Genomic DNA, 17320 nt, shown 5'->3' with positions numbered 1-17320 from the left:
GCCCTGTCGCGCGCCGGCACGTTCGCGGCCTTCGACGTTCGCGGGCCCGACGCCGCGCTCGCCATCCCGCGCGGCTTCGCATCCGATGCTGGCGCCCCGTTCGAATGTGCGCGCCCCGTCCGGGCACCCGCCGTCGCCGCCATGTCGGCGCGATCACGGGCCGCCGCGTCGGCTCGGTAGGCCTCCCAACCGCGCTCGCTGGGATGGTAGAAGCAGCCGCGCTCCAAGCCCTCGGGCAAATAGCGCTGCTCCACCCAGCCGCCGGGGTAGCTGTGAGGGTACTTGTACTTCCCATAGTTCTCCGAGCCGGGGCGGTGCCGATCACGCAGATGGTCGGGCACCTTGCGCGCAGGGCCGTGGCGTACCTCGGCCAGCGCGGCGTCGATGCCAGCCTCCGCCGCGTTGCTCTTCGGCGCGAGCGCGAGGTAGATGGCGGCCTGCGCGAGGTTGATGCGGCATTCGGGATAGCCGATGACCTCGGCCGACTTGAACGCCGCCTCGGCCACGAGCAGCGCTTGCGGGTCGGCGTTGCCGATATCCTCCGACGCGGCGATGAACATCCGCCGCGCGATGAACTTCGGATCCTCGCCCCCGTCGATCATGCGGGCCAGCCAGTACAGCGCCGCGTCCGGGTCGCTGCCGCGCATCGACTTGATGAACGCCGATATCACGTCGTAGTGCATATCCTTGTTCTTGTCGTAGGGCAGGTTGCGGTGCGGCGTGGCGGCGCGCACGGCCTCCTCGGATATGCACGCGGGCTTCGAGCGCGTGCCAGGTTCGACCATGCCGGCCGCCAACTCCAGCGTGGTGAGCGCGCCGCGGCCGTCGCCCCCGGCCAGAAGCACGATGGCGTCGCGCGCCTTGTCGTCGAGCGCGTAGCGGCCATCCAGCCCGCGCGCGTCGTCGAGCGCGCGGTCGATGAGAAGCGAGATGTCCGCATCCGAGAGCCCGTGCAGCTCCACCACGCGCGAGCGGCTGATGAGGGCCGAATTCACCTCGAAGAACGGATTCTCCGTCGTGGCGCCCACCAGCACGAGCACGCGATCCTCCACCGCATGCAAAAGCGCGTCCTGCTGGCTGCGGTTGAAGCGGTGGATCTCGTCGACGAACAGGATGGTGCGCAGCCCGAACCCCGTCAGGCGCTTTTCGGCCGCGTCGATCTCACGCCGCAGGTCGGACACCGTGCCGCCGATAGCCGACACCTCCACGAACGCGGCTTTCGTGCTTTCGGCGATGACGTGCGCGAGCGAGGTCTTCCCCGTGCCCGCCGGACCGAACAAGATGACCGAGCTCAACCGGTCCTGCTCGATGGCGGCGCGCAGCCAGCTACCGGGGCCGACCGCCTCCTTTTGGCCGACGACCTCCTCGAGCGAGCGCGGACGCATCCGCACGGCGAGCGGCGCCACCTCCGACTTCCGCTCGTTCTCCATGTCTGTGAACAACGTATCCATGAGCGGTATGGTATCATGCGAACGCTTGTTTGCCTATACGGGGTTTGTGGAAATCACTCAATGGTTTCGGAAACAATTCCAGAATCCAGAAGGGACTCGCTTGCCAAGGGCCACGCCAAAGAGAGCCGCTGTCGTCCAACCTGCGATGGGGAAACGGATGGATATGGCATCCGTTCCTTGTCACGCACTCGTTCCCCTGCGTCAGAGAAAGACCAGTATGATCACGCCCAGAATCGAGAGCGCAAAGCTCATGAGAGCCGTCAGGGCGACTATGATCATCCTCCGTCCGTCTCCTTTTTCGTGCGCAGCCCTCATGTCCTCGCCCATCTTCTTCACTTCCTTTGAATCTGGTACGTCAAACAAAAAAGACAACACGTCGAAAAGACGGATCACCCTTCCCACCTCTTTCCGATCCACGATCCCGAAACGAACGCTGAAGAGGCCCTGTTGCGAGGAGGCCCCTCGGTCAGAGTAGCACACATTGAGGAGGACGCTTCGCCTTCGCGGCGAACCATTCAATAAAGCAGATGTCAAGTCTTTATTTTGCGATGCCGGCCCCTATACTCGAAGATAGGTTCCGCCCTCGAAGCCATACTTTGCGATGGACCGATGCTAGAACATGAGGGAGCCCAAGAGAGCGAGCGGAATGGAGATTCGCATCCGTTGATGCGAAAGCCAGGAAACGAGCTGCGGGCACCCACCTTTTGAGGTGGGTTCATCCTCCTGGCCGGGGGCGGAACTTTTTTGGGCGTCTTCGACTCTTTTCCTTCGCCGAAGACGCATCCCCGCAGCGCCCGCGCCCTCCTAGGTCGTCTTTTGAGCGCCATCCGCACCGCCTCAAGCCCGTCAACCCGCTTCCGACCCCGCCGCGTGACAGTATCCCCGTCCTTTTGTCACGCTCTTTCGTCGCGTTTTTGTCACGCCGCGGGTCGCCGTGCAGGATTTCGGTCCGAAAATGGCCACGGAACCGAGTTCTGGCACGAAAAGACGGGGTTCGGGAGCCTCTTCGGAGGGCGCTCCCGGCAAAAGGCCAGGTCGCGAGTTCCGGACGCGCGCCCGAGGGGGCCGATCCGTGCCAGAACGCGGTTCCGTGGCCATTTTCGGGCCTTTTTCGCGCATGCGGACACCGCCCTGTCCGGCTCGCCCGACCCGCCGTCGCGCCCGCCTCAACCCCGAGGCGAGCCTCCCCGCATGTGGCATCATCCCCGTCCTCTTGTCACTTTCCTCTTGTCACTTTCCGACGATATCCCCGCCCTTTCGTCACACCCTTTCCCCACGCTTTTGCCACTCCTTGCCACCCAGAGTCGTGTCCTTCGCTTAGCCCGCAATCCCCATGGCGAAATTTTCCCGACGTCTTCTCGACGGTCGCGCCGTAGAGCGAAGCACCCGCTTCGCTCATCTGAGAAAGGCGCTGCGCCGATGGTGGTTTTGCAGCTGACGAAGGCCGTTTGACGCGGAATTCACCAGATTGCTGCCAGCAGCGAAGAGTTTGCAAGGCTTTTCGCTCCCAGAACCGCATCGATCGCAGCGATCAACCAACGACCCGGGAAAACGCTGCGGGGCACGCAGGAAAGCGCACCCTGAGCGCCCATCCCATCGGCAGCAACTTTTACGAGAAAAACCAGTCCGTCGGCGCGGCAGCACCCCCCCCGCTCGCCACCCCGCCGCCCGTCAGTCGGCCAGCGGGAAGCGCAGCACGAAGGTGGTTCCCTCGCCGAGGGCGCTCTTCACCTCGATGGTCCCGCGATGTTGGAGCACCGCGTGCTTGACGATGGCAAGCCCGAGGCCCGTGCCGCCCGTTTCCTTCGAACGGCTCTTGTCCACGCGGAAGAAGCGCTCGAACACCTTGTCGTGCAGCTCCTCGGGGATGCCGGGGCCCGTGTCGCTCACCGTCACCGTCGCTTGCCCCGCCGCCGCGTCGGCCCGCACGCGCATGACGACGCTGCCGCCTTCGTGATTGTAGCGGATGCCGTTCTCGATGAGGTTGTACAGCATCTCCTCCGCAAGCGTCTCGCTGCCGGCGATGCGCGCCGAAGCGCCTTCGATACGCACCTCGACGCCCTGGCCGTCCGCGAAGCTGGCCAGACGGCCCGCCACGCGCTGCGCCACGTCGTGCAGGTCGACGGGCGCGGCGCCCTCGCTCTCGAACGCGGTTTCGTCGAGCTTCGAGAGCGTCAGCACATCGTTGATGAGCGAGCGCATGGCCTGGGCCTCGTCGTAGATGAGCGCGGCGAATTTCTGACGGTCGGCGGGCTGCACCATGTCGTTTTTCATCAGCTCGGCGTATCCGCTGATCACCTGCAGGGGTGTCTTCATCTCGTGGCTCACGTTGCTCGAGAAGTCGCGCCGCATGTTCTCGGCCTCGGCCAGCTCGGCGTTTTGCTGCTTCAGCTGGCGCTGCTGCTCGTCGATGCGGATGAGCAGCGGGTCCATCTCCTCGTAGATCTCGTTGTCGAGGGGGTTGGCGAAGTCGAGCGCGTCGATGGGCCTCATGATGCGGCGCGTGAGCGCCTTCGAAAGGACGAACACGAGCGCCACGGCCGCCACGAGCGCCACGAGCACGGGCACGAGCATGTCGCCGAGAAACGACAGCAACGAATGGCGCGTCTCGGACAGGCGCACGATGGAACCGTCGTCCAGCTTCACGGCCGCGTACAAGGTGTCAGTATCGAGCGTGTCGGAATGGCGCATGGTGACGGCTTCGCCGGACACGGCGGCTTCCTGCACTTCAGAGCGATCGGCGTGGTTGCCAAGGGTGCCCGCATCGGCGGCGCTGTCGAACAGCACCGTGCCGTCGGCGGCGATGAGCGTGTAGCGCGTCGTGCCCGAGAACTGCTCTTCGAGCGCGGGTGCGTTGTCGGACGAGGGCGTAGCGTTCAAGTAGCGCGCCGCGTCCTGGGCGCTGGCCGCCAGCTCGGCTTCGGCGTCGCGCTCGTAGGACAGGTAGTAGATGGTGGTCATCGCCACGGAAAACGCCACGATGACGCCGAGCGTGAACGCGAGCACGCTCGTGAATATCTTGCCGGAGAGGCTCTTCACCTTGAAATGGGTGGGGCTCACGAGACGCCCCCCTCTCAGGCGGGGCTCTTGACGCAGTAACCCACGCCACGCACCGTCTGGATGAGCGCATCGGCCCCATCGGACGCGGCGGCAAGTTTCTGGCGCAGCGTCTGCACGTGCACGTCCACCGTGCGCGTCTCGCCCACGTAGGTGACGCCCCACACGTCCTCGAGCAGCTGGCGACGCGAGAGCACGCGCCCTTCGTTTTGCATGAGGGCGCGCAGAAGGTCGAACTCCTTGAGCGTGAGCGCGACGGGCTGACCGCCCACGCTCACCGTATGGGCCGACACCGTCAGCACGACCGGGCCGCAAGTAAGTTCGTCACGCGCGGCAGCGGGCGCGCCCGCGCGGCGCAGCAGCGCGTTCACGCGGCTGACCAGCTCCATCATGCCGAAGGGCTTGGCCAGGTAGTCGTCGGCACCGGCATCGAGGCCGCACACGGTGTCGAACTCGGTGCCCTTGGCCGTGAGCATCATGACCGGCAAGCTTTTCGTCGCCGGATCGTCACGCAGGACGTGGAGTATCTCGAGCCCGTCCACCTCGGGCAGCATGATGTCGAGCAGCACGAGCTCGGGCAGCCGCTCCCTGCATGCGACGAAGAACTCCTCTGCCGCCGGGAATCCCTGCGCCTCGAACCCGGCCTGACGCAGCGCGTACACCGTCAGGTCGCGGATGTTGGTGTCGTCTTCAACGTAGTAGATCATGAAGGTTCCTTCGTTTCGCCGAACAGAAAGGCAGGCCGCCGCTGCGAGGCGCCACCGCGCGCGAGACGAGCCTGGCCGCGCGGCGGGACGATCCCGAACGCCGCGACGCTCCTCGCCGTCGCATTCGCCACCCGCACGCCCTTACTCCTTGCGCAACCGATACCCCACGCCGCGTACCGTCTCCAGCAATCCGGCGTGATCGCCCAGTTTCCGGCGCAGGGTCAGCACGTGCGTGTCGACCGTTCTGCTGCCCCCGCCGAAGTCCCACCCCCACACATGCTGCAGAAGCGTCTCGCGCGTGAACACTACGCCGGGATTCTGCATGAAGTGCACGAGCAGGTCGAACTCGCGCGCCGTCAAATCGAGCGGCGCGCCGTCGCACGTCGCCTCGCGGCGGTCGAGCGACACCGAGAGCGGCCCGACCTCAAGCGCTCGCTCCACCTGGCGCGCCGACCACTCCGGCGCGCGCCGCAACAGCGCGCGCGTGCGGCTGACCAGCTCCATCATGCCGTAGGGCTTGGTCATGTACTCGTCGGCCCCGTTGTCCAACGCGGTCACGATGTCAAGCTCGGTGCTCTTCGCCGTCACCATCATCACCGGCACGCGGGACATCCCCGGCGTCTGCCTGATGCGCCGCAGCATGTCCAAGCCGTCCACGCCGGGCAGCATGATGTCGAGTATGACTACGTCGGGAAGACGGCGGGCGCACGCCGCGCGGAACTCCGCGTCGTCGGCGACGCCCTCCACCTCGATGCCCGCGCGCGACAGCGCGTACACGGCGAGCTCGCGAATGTTGTTGTCGTCCTCAACGTAGTAGACCACGCGCGTCCGACCTCCGAATCCCTCCGTCATCAGCTCGGGAAGGCTTCGTTCGCGCCTTCCCCGTCGTGCGCCTTGTAGTATACCTCATGGTGCCCGGTCACGCGGAACAGCGCCCATCCGGCGATGCGCTGCGCGTCGTCGCCGATGCGTTCGAAGTACTTGGCCACCATGAGCAGTTCCGGCAGGTGCTCGGGGTCGGACGTGGTCGTGCGGATCATCTCGACGATGACGTCCTGGGAGCGCTTGTACAGCTCGTCCACCTCGTTGTCCAGGGCGAACACGCGCCGCGCCGCCTCTTCGTCGGCGTCCTTGAACGCGCCCACCGCCAAGGCCACCATGTCGGCCGTCTTCTCGCAGGAGGCGGCGAGGTTCTCTCCCACCCGCGCGACGATCTCACCGGGAACGCTCTGAGATAGAAACGCGATGTCGCGCGTCATCGACCCGATGTGCGACAGGTCGGACACGATGCGGAACACACCGGACACGAACCGCAGATCGCCCGCCACCAGCGGCTGCTGAAGCAGCAGCGCGTCCAAGCAACCGCTCTCGATGGCGTGCTGCAGCCGCCGCTCGGCCTTGCGTCCCTGCAGCACGCCCTCGGCCGAACCCTCGTCTCCGGCGAGCGCCAGACCTGCGGCGCGGATGTCGGCCACCACGTGGTCGCCAAGCCGCTGGACGTGCGCCTCGAGGTCGTCGAGCTGCTTGATGTACTTGCTTCGAGATTGCATTAGCCAAACCTCCCTGTCAGGTATTCTTGGGTGCGCTGCTCGCGCGGGTCGGAGAACAGGCGCTTGGTGGGGCCCTCCTCCACCAATTCCCCCAGGTAGAAGAACGCGGTGCGATCCGCCACGCGCGTCGCCTGCTGCATGTTGTGGGTGACCACCACCACGGTGCGCTCGCGCGCGAGGGAGAGCATGAGCTCCTCCACCAGCCCCGTGGAGATGGGGTCGAGGGCGCTCGTGGGCTCGTCCATCAGCAAAACCTGCGGATCCACCGCCAGGGCGCGCGCGATGCACAGGCGCTGCTGCTGGCCGCCGGATATCCCCAGACCGCTTTGGTCGAGCTTGTCCTTCACCTCGTCGAACAGGCCCGCGTCGCGTAGGCTGCACTCCACGATCTCGTCGCCCTCGGCCTTCGAGATGCGGCGCATGCGCCGCGGCCCGTACAGGATGTTGTCGCGAATGCTCAGGGGGAACGGGTTGGGGTGCTGGAACACCATGCCCACGGCCACGCGCAGCTCGTTCGGGTCGGAGGCGAACACGTCGCGCCCGTCGATGGCGATCGAGCCCTCGTGGCGCACGCCCCCCACGAAGTCGCACATGCGGTTCATCGCACGCAAAAGCGTGGACTTGCCGCAACCCGAAGGGCCGATGAACGCAGTCACTTGGTTCTTCGGCACCTCGAGCGTGATGCCCTTGAGCGCTTGGAAGTCGCCGTACCACAGTTTGAAGTTCTCTACCGAAATCATCAGCCGAACCTCCCCGTCAGGTAGTCGGCGAGGCGCGCGTCGCGCGGCGCCGAGAAGATCTGCTTGGTGTCGCCCGTCTCCACCATGTCGCCCAGGTAGAAGAACGCGGTGCGGTCGGACACGCGCGCGGCCTGCTCCATGTTGTGCGTCACGATGATCGCGCAGATGCCGCGCTCGGCGATCGCGCGGATCGTTTCCTCGATGGTGTAGGTGGAGATGGGGTCGAGCGCCGAGCACGGCTCGTCGAACAGCACCACGTCAGGGCGCATGGCGAGCGTGCGCGCGATGCACAGGCGCTGCTGCTGGCCGCCGGACAGGGCGCACGCGCTCTTGTCGAGCTTGTCCTTCACCTCATCCCACAAAGCGCCCGCCCGCAGCGATTCCTCCACGAGCGCGTCCTCCTGCTCCCTGCCGGCCACAAGGCCATGGCGCTTGGGCGCGAACAGGATGTTCTCGCGGATGGACTTGCGAAACGGCGTGGGCTGCTGGAACACCATGCCGATGGATTTGCGCAGCTCGAACAGGTTCTCCTTCGCCGTGTTGACGTCGCGCCCGTGGTAGAGGATGCTCCCGCCCACGCAGCATCCGGGGATCTCGCGGTTCATGAGGTTCAAACAGCGCAGGAAGGTGGACTTGCCGCAGCCCGAAGGCCCGATGAGCGCGGTCACCTGGCCCGCCTGGAATTCGAGCGAGGTGGCGTGCAGGGCTTCGACGCCGCCGTAGGAGACGGTCAGGTCGCGTGTCTCGATCATTCGCTCGTCATCCTCCTTTCGAGAAGCTTGCCCACCAAGCGGGCCAGCAGGTTGAAGGCCAAGATGCACACGAGCAGCACGGCGGCGGTGCCGTTGGACACGGCCTCGAGGTCGGGCACCACGCCCTCGCTGTTGATCTTCCAGATGTGCACGGCCAGCGTCTCGGCCGGACGGAACACGTTCCACGGACACGCGGGGCTCGACAGGTCGAAGTTCGTGAAGTCGAGCATGGGCGCCGACTGCCCTGCCGTGAAGATGAGGGCCGCCGCCTCGCCGAACACGCGGCCCGCGGACAGCACGATGCCGGTGACGATGGCGGGCATGGCCACGGGCAGAAGCACGTGGATGGTCGTCTCCCACCGGGTCAGGCCCATGGCCAGCGCCGCGTCGCGCTGCGTGCGCGGCACGTTCTCGAGCGCCTGCTGGATCACGCGCACGAGGATGGGCACGTTGAACATGGTGAGCGCCACCGCGCCCGCGATGATGGAGAAGCCCCATCCCAGATACAGCACGAAGAACAGAAACCCGAACAGGCCCACCACGATGGACGGCAGAGACGACAACGTCTCGATGAGGGTCTTCGCGATGGCGGTGGCCCGGTTGTCCGGCGCGTACTCGGCCAAAAAGATCGCCGCGCCCAGCGAGATGGGCACCGAGATGAGAAGCGTCAGCACGAGCAGGTAGAACGAGTTGAACAGCTGCGGGCCGATGCCGCCGCCCTCTTTGAACTGCTGGGGCTTGCCCGTCAGAAAGCCGAGGTCGAACAGCTTGCCCGCGCCCGACGCCAGCACGTACACCACGATGGCGGCCAAGATGAGCAGCACGAACCCCACGATGAGCGTCAGAACGACGGTGGCCGCCTTGTCCTGCGCGTTGATGCGGCGCACATGGGCCGCCATGTCGAACCCGCGCGCAGCGGATGCCGAGGCGGGCGCGGGCGCGGCGTTGCCGCTTCCCTTAGCCATGCTTTCTCGCCCCCTTTCGCCCGATGAGGTGGATGATGAGGATGAACACGAGCGACATCGCCATCAGCAGAAGCGCGAGCGACCAGAGCACGTCGTTGTAGACCGTCCCCATGGCCTCGTTGCCCATGCCCATGGTGAGCACCGACGTGAGCGTGGACGCCGGCGTGAACAGCGACGAGGGGATCTGGGCGGCGTTGCCGATGACCATCTGCACCGCCAGCGCCTCGCCGAAGGCGCGCGTCATCCCCAGGATGACCGCGGTCATGAGCGAGGGCAGGGCGCTTCGCAGCACCACGTTCCACACCGTCTGCCAGCGCGTGCAGCCGAGCGCGTAGGAACCCTCGCGATACTCGTTGGGCACGGCGGCCAGAGCGTCGATGGAAAGCGAGGTGACTGTGGGCAGAATCATCACGGCCAGCACGATGGAGCTTGAGAAGATGCCGTAGCCGGTGATGTTCTGCCCGAGCATGCCGCCCACATCGCGCGTCCACGCCACGATGACCGTGAGGCCGATCAGGCCGTACACGACCGACGGGATGCCCACCAAAAGCTCGATGAGCGGCTGGAACACCCGTCTGCCGAATCCGGGCGCCACCTCCACCACGAAGATGGCCGACCCGACGGCGATGGGCAGGGCCACCAGCGTGGAGAGGATGGTCACCGAGAACGACCCGACGATCATGGGCAAGGCCCCGACGGTGGGCATGCCGTTCGCGTCGTCCTGGTGCGGGTTCCACGTGGTGCCCGTGAGGAAATCGAAGAGGTTGATGCCGTCGACCGCGAACGTGGAAATGCCACGCTGCGCGACCATGGCGACGAGCGTCACGACGAGGAGCGCCACGAGCGCGATGCATGCGCCCGTGACGCCCTTGCCGACAAGCTCGACGCGGCGCTTTGGCACGTGCTTCGCCATCGCTGCGCGTCTCCTTTCGCTGCTAGAGGGTGGTGACGTTTCCGTCCGCGTCCTTCTCCACCTTCATGCCGGACACGGGGATGTAGCCCTGCGCTTCCACGAGCGAGGACTGCACTTCGTCGCTCATCATGTAGTCGATGAACGCCTGCGTGGCCTCGTCGGGCTCGGCGACGGTGTACATGTGCTCGTAGGCCCAGATGGTCCAGGAGTTGTCCTCCACGTTCTCGGGCGCGGGGTCCACGCCGTCCACCTTGAGCGCCTTGAAGGACTCGTCGTAGTAGGAGAACGCCACGTAGGAGATGGCGCCCGGGGTGGTGGACACCATCTTGGTGACGGTGCCGGAGGAATCCTGCTCCTGCGGCTTGAAGTCAAACGGAGCCTCCTCGCCGGCGAGCACCGCGGCCTCGAACGTGGCGCGCGTGCCGGAGCCGGAGGCGCGGTTGATGACGACGATGTCCTCGTCGTTGCCGCCCACCTCTTTCCAGTTGGTGATCTTGCCGGTGAAGATGCCCTTGAGGTCCTCGAGCGAGATGTCGTCGATGGTCACGTCGCTGTTCACGATGGGGCCCATGCCCACGACGCACACGCGGTTGTCCTTGATCTTGTCGAGGTCGGAAGCGTTCTCGAGCTTCGTCTCGGCGAACACGTCGGAGTTGCCGATCTGCACGGCGCCCTGGGCGATCTGCGTGATGCCCTGGCCCGAGCCGCCGCCCTGCACCGTGATCTGCACGCCGGCGTTCTCGGCCATGAACTGCTCGGCCGCCGCCTCGCACAGAGGCTGAAGCGCCGTGGAGCCCACCGCCGTCACCGTGCCGGAGAGCGCAGCGCCCGCGGAGCCGGATGCGGCATCGCCGCTGTTGCCGCTGCCGCTACTGCCGCAGCCGACCAGGCCGAGGCCGGCGAACGCCATGGCCGCGCCCGCGGCGGCGCCGATGAAGCTGCGACGGCTGATGAGTTGACCTTGCATGAGCATCTCCCTTCGAAAGGGGCGGGACCGTCCGCCCGTTCGTTCGTCTTGCATCCTGTGCGCGGACGATCATACGCGCCGACGGGCGCGGTGTGCGGACGGGCACGCATGCCTGACCGAAGCATGACAAGGCTTTACCGTCCCCTTACAGAGAGCCTTGCGAACCGTTTACAATGCGCGCACCGGAAAACGGGAAGGGAAGCGCCTCCGGGAAGGCGGGCGGGAAGCGCCGCATGAGAGCGCAGACCGGAGAGGCGTCGCACGCAAAAAGAGAAGCAGGGCTATGGAGGCCCGAGGCTGCCCCTTTCCCGCGCGGAGGCGCGCACGAGGTCGCGGGTTCTCGCCCCTTCGCATCCCCGCAGGAGCAAGCGGATGCGGGGCCGTCGCGCGCCTTGCGTCTGCGAGGAGTGCGGCATGCACGCGAAGCCCTCGTTTTTGGCCACGAAACCGCGTTCTGGCACGAGACGGCACGACTGCGAGGGACACCGAAAACGCTGAACAGGCGTTTTGCCGACGGAAGCGCCGCACCGGCAACGCGAAAGAAGAGTTTTCGTGCCAGAACGCGGTTTCGTGGCCAAAAACAACCGATTCGCGCGCACGGAGAAGAGGGGCCTGCTGCGCTCTTGCCGTCCAAACTCGGAAAGCCGCCACCACCCGCCAGCCCCGCCTTTCCCGCAAACGCCGGCAGATACCGATCTCAGTCAGCGCGCGGCGCGCGCAACCTCGGCAAAGCCGAGAAGGGCCTCCACCGAGAAGCGCTCGCCGTCGTCGAGCGCGACCGAGCCGTCGAAGCGCCCGAACGCCTGGCACCGGTCGACGCCGAGCGGATCGAAGCCCGCATGGCCGGCGCAATCGAGCAGCGGCGTGAACACAAGGTCGAGGCGCCCCTCGGCATCGCCCAAACGCCACGGCCGCATAAGCTGATAGCGGTCGGACAACCGCCTCGCACGCGCGCCCCCCGTCCTCTCCGGAATGGCGAAATCGACGCCGGAAAGCCTGTGCGCCGCGCCGTCGACGAACGCCGCGCTCTCGGAAACCGCCGACGCGCCGCCGGGACCGCATCCCAAGCTCAATCCGAAGCGACGGCCCTCCTGCCACCCCTGGGCAGCGGCCCAGCGCCAATCGCCCCAGCGCGACCACGCGCCGCGACCCCAGTCCAGCGCCCCAAACGAGTTATCGGGGCAGAACCCGTGCACAAGCAGCCCTTTTTTCAAACTGCCCCGCACCCGCATGGCGAAGGTCTTTCGGCTGTAGCGAAACGCGAGGGAATCCTCCCCCGTCAAGGTGCTGACCACGGCCGAATCGCGAGGCTCCTCGTCGAGCACGGCCTCGAAGGCCAGATCGTCGTTGCCGTCGAAGCTCGTGAAGCGAACCTTGAGGCGACGAAAGCCGTCGCCCACCTCGAACAGAAACGACGTGCGTCCGCTCTCGAACGAGGTCGCACCCGCATCCGAAGAGGCGGGAAGCCCGAAGCGCCCGAGGGGAAACGGCACGACCACGCTCGCCGTATGCGACGCGGCTTGGGAGAAGTCGACCACCGACGCCGACGCGAACCCGACATGACCCAAGTCGGCCACCGACAGGATGACGACGAATTCGTCGTCGTGCACCAGATACCGATCCCATTCCCTGATCCAGCGTTTCGGCACCTTGAGACGGTCGCGCTCGTACGCGCGCACCGGCGATGTCGCCCAGCCGCTCTCCGCCAACAAGCCGTCGAGCCGGTGCAGAGGACCCGGCGTCAGACGCGCCTCGAAGCCGCTCACCGACCCTCTCCCTTCATCGCGCGCAGCGCATGCGCAACGCGGTTGCGCACGTTCGACCTCCCGCCCGCTCGTCGGGATGCGGATTTCGCCTTGGGCTTGGAGCGCGCGACGTCGTGCTGCTGCTCCCCTTCGCCCTTCTCGCGCTCGGTCACCTCATGCGCGGCCTCGTCCAGCACGCGCTCGGCAAGCGGGACGCCGCCCGCCCGCGTAAGCGGCGCGATGGCCCGCAGGACCGCGTCGCCCGCCCGGGAACCCGTGCGGCTGTCGGCCACCGTGAATGCAAGCGAGGCCTGAAAGCCCGCGTCTCCGATACCCGTGAACGTAAGCGCCGGCTGCTTCGTCAGCTTCGCGCAGGTGGAGGCCGCCTCGGCGGCGGCTCTCTCGATGGCGGCAGCCACCTCGTCAAGGCGCTCGCCGTCGGTGACCACCACGATGGGCAGCTTCACCTGATTGGTGGGCGGCAGATGCACGAGCGCGGTTTTGTTGATGATGGAGTTGGGTATGATCACCTCTTCGCCCGCGCTGTTGCGAATGGAGGTGTGCCGCCACGTGACGTCCTTCACCACGCCCGACGACGAGCCCACCTCGATGTTGTCGCCCGGTTTGACGATGCGCATGAGCGAGACCTGCAACCCGCCGATCAGGTTCGATATGGTGTCCTGAAAGCCCAGCGAGACGGCGATGCCGCCGATGCCCAGCGCGGTGATGGCGGCGCTCACGTTCACGTTGAAGCACGTGGACAGCATGATGCAGATGCCGAGGAACCAGACGGCGCCGCGGACGATGTTCACGAAAATGGAGCTTGACGGAAGGTCTTTCCCTTCGTTGAAATGCAGAAGCCGGCGCATGAAGCGCCGCGCGATCCGCGCGCACACAGCCGTCGCCGCGAGTATGACGACCGCCGTGATGGCCGTGGCGATCCAGTCGCTGCGGGCGAATCCTTCGATTATGCGCGAAAGCTGTTCCATGACGTTATCCTACCATGCCGTCCGCACCGCCGACAAACACGGACGCGGAACCTCACCACGAGGGTGGCTTTTCCGGGAAGTATTCGCGAGTTTCCCACAAAACCACGCGTCCGAGCGCGCGGGTGGCGGGAACGTCAATCAACCGTTGGTTGCGAGAGCCGCGCCATTGCAGGTCGTGGGAATGGAGCGATTGGACGAAGGGGCCGTCCACCAGCACGTCGGTGGCGTCGAGCAGCGCGCGGACCGCCTCGTCGGGCACGCCGGCCTCCAGCTGTTCGTAGCGGTAGCCTGAGTACGTCCACACGTTCAAGCCGAGCGCGCGGCACCGGCGCGCCAGCTGCGCGCACGCGGCAGCCTGCTCAAACGGCTCGCCGCCCGATATCGTGACGCCCTGCGCCAGCTTGTTCGCCGCGATGTCGGCCACCACCTCGTCGATGGAGCGCACCACGCCGCCCGCAGCCGGCTGGCTCTCGGGATTGTGGCAGCCGGGGCAGCCGTGCGAGCAGCCCTGCACGAACACGGCATAGCGCAGCCCCGGCCCGTCCACGATGGAATCCGGAACCGTGCCGTACAGGCGAATGGCAGTGGGAGCGGTCATGGGCACCTCGCATGCGCCCGGAGGGCGCATAATGATCGGACGAGTCGGCGTAGTAAGGCAGCGAGGACGGCCGTGGCGCCCGAGATCGCGGAGAGGACGAGAACGAAGCGCACTTCGATGCGCAAGCCCTCAGCCTTGCCGCAAGATCGGGGCGCCACGGCTGCCCGCAGCGCCGGTTATCGCATCGGCTGATCAGGCGACGCGATGAAATGCTTCACGCGGTCGGCCTCTTCGGCGCGCTTGGCATCGTTGAAGCGGTCAAGGGTGCCCACCAAATAGCCGGTGATGCGGCGGATGCGCTCGAAGGCCACGCCGTGCTCCTCCTCGGTGCGCCCGCACTTCGGACACACGTCGCCGATGATGCCGTTGTAGCCGCACACCGGGTCGCGATCCACCGGGTGGTTCACCGAGCCGTAACCCATGCCGCTTTCCTTCATGTGGCGAATGACGGCCTCGAACGCCTCGAGATTTTCGGTGGGATCGCCGTCCAGCTCGACGTAGCTGATGTGCCCGCCGTTCGTGAGCGCATGATAGGGCGCCTCGATCTCGATCTTCTCGAACGCGCTGATGTCGTAGTACACCGGCACATGGAAGCCGTTCGTGTAGTAGTCGCGATCGGTCACACCGGGGATGGAGCCGTAGCGCGCGCGGTCCATGCGCACGAAGCGCCCGGACAGGCCCTCGGCGGGCGTGGCGATGAGCGTGTAGTTCATGCCGCGCTCGCGAGACACGCGGTCCACGTAGTTGCGCATGTGCCCCACGATCTCCAAGCCCAGGTTCTGCGCGGCCTTCGACTCGCCGTGATGTTTGCCGGTGAGCGCCACCAACGTCTCGGCCAGTCCGATGAAGCCGGTGGTGAGCGTGCCGTGCTTGAGCACCTCGCGCTGCTCGTCGGTGGGCGCAAGCTTCTCCGAATCGATCCACACGCCCTGCCCCATCAAGAACGGCGCGTTGTACACCTTCTTGCGGGCCTGGATCTCGAAGCGCTCGTCGAGCTGCCCCACCACGAGCGCCAGCTTCGCATCGAGCAGGTCGAAGAACAGATCAAGATCGCCCTTCGCGCGGATGGCCAGGCGCGGCAGGTTGATGGACGTGAACGACAGGTTGCCGCGGCCGGGTGTGACCTCGCGATCGGGGTCGAACACGTTGCCCATCACGCGCGTGCGGCAGCCCATGTAGGCGATCTCCGTCTCGGGCGTGCCCTTGTAGTACTGCGCGTTGAACGGCGCGTCCAGGAAGCTGAAGTTGGGGAACAGCCTCTTGGCCGAGCAGTGCATGGCCAGCTTGAACAGGTCGTAGTTCGGATCCTCGGGGTTGTAGTTCACGCCTTCCTTCACGCGGAAGATCTGCACGGGGAAGATGGGCGTCTCGCCTGAGCCCAAGCCCTCCTCGGTGGCCAACAGCATGTTCCTCACCACCATGCGCCCCTCGGGGCTCGTGTCCATGCCGTAGTTGACCGAGCTGAACGGCGTCTGCGCGCCCGCGCGGGAATGCATGGTGTTGAGGTTGTGCACGAGCGCTTCCATAGCCTGGAACGTGGCGCGGTCGGTGTCGGCGAAGGCGTTCTTCGCAGCGTAGGAGAGCGCCTTGCCCGCTGCGGCCTCGTCCATGCCGGCTTCGACGAGCGCGGTGCGCACGCCCGCTTCGAAGCCCTCGTCCATCTCGAGGCTGGCCCACACGCCCGTCCGCCCCTCGATGTGGGCGAGCGCATCCTGCGCGAAGGAGCGCGCGTCGTCCACCACGCCGTCGGCCAGAAGGTCAACCGCCTCGGCCAGATGCTTCTTGTACAGGCGACGGTACGTCTTGCGCACGCCTTCGGCCAGGCCGTAGTCGAAGTCGCAGATGGCCTGCCCGCCGTGCTGGTCGTTCTGGTTGGACTGGATGGCGATGCAGGCGAGCGCAGCGTAGCTGGCGATGTCGTTGGGCTCGCGCAGCACGCCGTGGCCCGTGGAGAAGCCGCCCTTGAAGAGCTTGCGCAGCTCGATCTGGCAGCACGTGGTGGTGAGCGTGTAGAAGTCCATGTCGTGGATGTGGATGTCGCCCTCGCGGTGCGCGCGTGCGAACTTCGGCTCGATGACGCACATCTCGTAGAACTGCTTGGCCGACTCGCTGCCGTACTTGAGCATGGTGCCCATCGCGGTGTCGGCGTCGATGTTGGCGTTCTCGCGCTTCATGTCCGAATCGGCGGCTTTGGAGAACGTGATGTCCTTGAGCGTTTGGATGAGGCGGCTGTTCACGTCGCGGGCACGGCTGCGCTCGGCGCGGTAGAGGATGTAGGACTTCGCCGTCTGGACGAAGCCCTCCTCGATGAGCGTCTCCTCCACGAGGTCTTGCACGCCCTCCACCGTGGGCACACCCTCGATGGCCCCGCTCTCCAGCTTGTCGACCACTTTCTGCGCGATCTCGTCGGCAGCCGCGCGATCCTGCATGGCACCGCACGCCTGAAACGCGCGCCCCACCGCCTCGGCGATCTTGTCCTGCCTGAACTCCGCCCTGCGACCGTCGCGCTTGATGATGGTGGTGACCATGCTGAAGCTTCCTCTCTTCCGTCGTTTCCCGGCCATGCCGTTTTATGCGTGCGAACTGTGGGTTTGCCGTGGCTGCAGCCGCGCTTTCCACCGGTTTTCACCCTAGTTTTCCACTATATGTTGTGGTTTTGCTTGGAATCAGCGTTGATATATGGTAGCGGGCCGTTCGACCGAAAACAAGCTTTAAAATTGTTACAAATTTAATTTCAATCGCAAACGCGCAGGACGCGCACTAAAACTTCACAGGTTGGCGAAGCGAAGGGGGAGGCGAAGAGGGAGGGACGGGAATGGAGCAGGGCGAGGGAGGGAGGGAGGGAGGGAGGGAGGGAGGGGAGAAACTGACCAGGAGGGAGATAGG

At 65.9% G+C, this 17320-nt stretch carries 14 protein-coding genes and 1 pseudogene; all 15 read right to left on the bottom strand.

The window, feature by feature from the left end; all coding sequences use genetic code 11:
- Positions 1-137: 137 nt before the first annotated feature.
- Positions 138-1451 (bottom strand): annotated as a pseudogene (locus C2L80_RS03430) (replication-associated recombination protein A); the annotation flags it as partial.
- Between the two features lie 201 nt (positions 1452-1652).
- On the bottom strand, positions 1653-1778 hold the full coding sequence (locus C2L80_RS14530; protein WP_273532423.1) for a hypothetical protein: 126 nt from the start codon (positions 1776-1778) through the stop codon (positions 1653-1655).
- A gap of 1344 nt (positions 1779-3122) precedes the next feature.
- Positions 3123-4511, bottom strand: coding sequence for a sensor histidine kinase (locus C2L80_RS03420; RefSeq protein ID WP_103262647.1), 1389 nt, complete (start codon positions 4509-4511; stop codon positions 3123-3125).
- A 14-nt stretch (positions 4512-4525) separates the two neighbouring features.
- Positions 4526-5215, bottom strand: a complete 690-nt coding sequence (locus C2L80_RS03415) for a response regulator transcription factor (RefSeq protein ID WP_092197945.1) — start codon at positions 5213-5215, stop codon at positions 4526-4528.
- 141 nt (positions 5216-5356) lie between these two features.
- On the bottom strand, positions 5357-6067 hold the full coding sequence (locus C2L80_RS03410) for a response regulator transcription factor (RefSeq protein WP_224758832.1): 711 nt from the start codon (positions 6065-6067) through the stop codon (positions 5357-5359).
- The gene (locus C2L80_RS03405) at positions 6067-6765 is read right to left on the bottom strand and encodes a phosphate signaling complex PhoU family protein (protein ID WP_087194450.1); all 699 of its coding nucleotides are present in this window, start codon (positions 6763-6765) and stop codon (positions 6067-6069) included. The genes C2L80_RS03410 and C2L80_RS03405 overlap by 1 nt, the downstream gene beginning before the upstream one ends.
- Entirely contained in the window at positions 6765-7505 is a 741-nt protein-coding gene (gene pstB, locus C2L80_RS03400) for a phosphate ABC transporter ATP-binding protein PstB (protein ID WP_087194449.1), read from the bottom strand. The genes C2L80_RS03405 and pstB overlap by 1 nt, the downstream gene beginning before the upstream one ends.
- On the bottom strand, positions 7505-8257 hold the full coding sequence (locus tag C2L80_RS03395) for a phosphate ABC transporter ATP-binding protein (RefSeq protein WP_087194448.1): 753 nt from the start codon (positions 8255-8257) through the stop codon (positions 7505-7507). Before C2L80_RS03395 ends, pstB begins: the two co-directional genes overlap by 1 nt.
- Positions 8254-9222 (bottom strand): phosphate ABC transporter permease PstA, encoded by a 969-nt coding sequence (gene pstA / locus C2L80_RS03390; protein WP_087194447.1) that lies wholly within the window; start codon positions 9220-9222, stop codon positions 8254-8256. The genes C2L80_RS03395 and pstA overlap by 4 nt, the downstream gene beginning before the upstream one ends.
- Positions 9215-10135: a phosphate ABC transporter permease subunit PstC gene (pstC, locus tag C2L80_RS03385; RefSeq protein ID WP_087194446.1), complete on the bottom strand. Its 921-nt coding sequence runs from the start codon at positions 10133-10135 to the stop codon at positions 9215-9217. Before pstC ends, pstA begins: the two co-directional genes overlap by 8 nt.
- Before the next feature lie 22 nt (positions 10136-10157).
- Positions 10158-11102 carry a phosphate ABC transporter substrate-binding protein PstS family protein gene (locus tag C2L80_RS03380; protein ID WP_103262665.1) on the bottom strand — a complete coding sequence of 315 codons (945 nt, stop codon included), beginning with the start codon at positions 11100-11102 and terminating at the stop codon, positions 10158-10160.
- 701 nt (positions 11103-11803) lie between these two features.
- Positions 11804-12868: a DUF2804 domain-containing protein gene (locus C2L80_RS03375; protein WP_171899963.1), complete on the bottom strand. Its 1065-nt coding sequence runs from the start codon at positions 12866-12868 to the stop codon at positions 11804-11806.
- Positions 12865-13836 (bottom strand): mechanosensitive ion channel family protein, encoded by a 972-nt coding sequence (locus C2L80_RS03370; protein WP_092197951.1) that lies wholly within the window; start codon positions 13834-13836, stop codon positions 12865-12867. The genes C2L80_RS03375 and C2L80_RS03370 overlap by 4 nt, the downstream gene beginning before the upstream one ends.
- A gap of 52 nt (positions 13837-13888) precedes the next feature.
- Positions 13889-14434 (bottom strand): anaerobic ribonucleoside-triphosphate reductase activating protein, encoded by a 546-nt coding sequence (gene nrdG / locus C2L80_RS03365; RefSeq protein WP_092197954.1) that lies wholly within the window; start codon positions 14432-14434, stop codon positions 13889-13891.
- 176 nt (positions 14435-14610) lie between these two features.
- Positions 14611-16962, bottom strand: a complete 2352-nt coding sequence (locus C2L80_RS03360) for an anaerobic ribonucleoside triphosphate reductase (RefSeq protein ID WP_092197957.1) — start codon at positions 16960-16962, stop codon at positions 14611-14613.
- Positions 16963-17320: the final 358 nt, after the last annotated feature.

The sequence above is a fragment of the Rubneribacter badeniensis genome (assembly GCF_002899695.1).
In the GTDB taxonomy this organism is placed as follows: Bacteria; Actinomycetota; Coriobacteriia; order Coriobacteriales; family Eggerthellaceae; genus Rubneribacter; species Rubneribacter badeniensis.
This window is presented reverse-complemented; position numbering and strand designations above follow the sequence as displayed.

Coding starts and splice junctions, on each gene's coding strand:
- C2L80_RS14530 (WP_273532423.1), bottom strand. CDS start 1,778: ATGGGCGAGGACATGAGGGCTGCGCACGAAAAAGGAGACGGACGGAGG.
- C2L80_RS03415 (WP_092197945.1), bottom strand. CDS start 5,215: ATGATCTACTACGTTGAAGACGACACCAACATCCGCGACCTGACGGTG.
- C2L80_RS03410 (WP_224758832.1), bottom strand. CDS start 6,067: ATGACGGAGGGATTCGGAGGTCGGACGCGCGTGGTCTACTACGTTGAG.
- C2L80_RS03405 (WP_087194450.1), bottom strand. CDS start 6,765: ATGCAATCTCGAAGCAAGTACATCAAGCAGCTCGACGACCTCGAGGCG.
- pstB (WP_087194449.1), bottom strand. CDS start 7,505: ATGATTTCGGTAGAGAACTTCAAACTGTGGTACGGCGACTTCCAAGCG.
- C2L80_RS03395 (WP_087194448.1), bottom strand. CDS start 8,257: ATGATCGAGACACGCGACCTGACCGTCTCCTACGGCGGCGTCGAAGCC.
- pstA (WP_087194447.1), bottom strand. CDS start 9,222: ATGGCTAAGGGAAGCGGCAACGCCGCGCCCGCGCCCGCCTCGGCATCC.
- pstC (WP_087194446.1), bottom strand. CDS start 10,135: ATGGCGAAGCACGTGCCAAAGCGCCGCGTCGAGCTTGTCGGCAAGGGC.
- C2L80_RS03380 (WP_103262665.1), bottom strand. CDS start 11,102: ATGCAAGGTCAACTCATCAGCCGTCGCAGCTTCATCGGCGCCGCCGCG.
- C2L80_RS03370 (WP_092197951.1), bottom strand. CDS start 13,836: ATGGAACAGCTTTCGCGCATAATCGAAGGATTCGCCCGCAGCGACTGG.
- nrdG (WP_092197954.1), bottom strand. CDS start 14,434: ATGACCGCTCCCACTGCCATTCGCCTGTACGGCACGGTTCCGGATTCC.
- C2L80_RS03360 (WP_092197957.1), bottom strand. CDS start 16,962: ATGGTCACCACCATCATCAAGCGCGACGGTCGCAGGGCGGAGTTCAGG.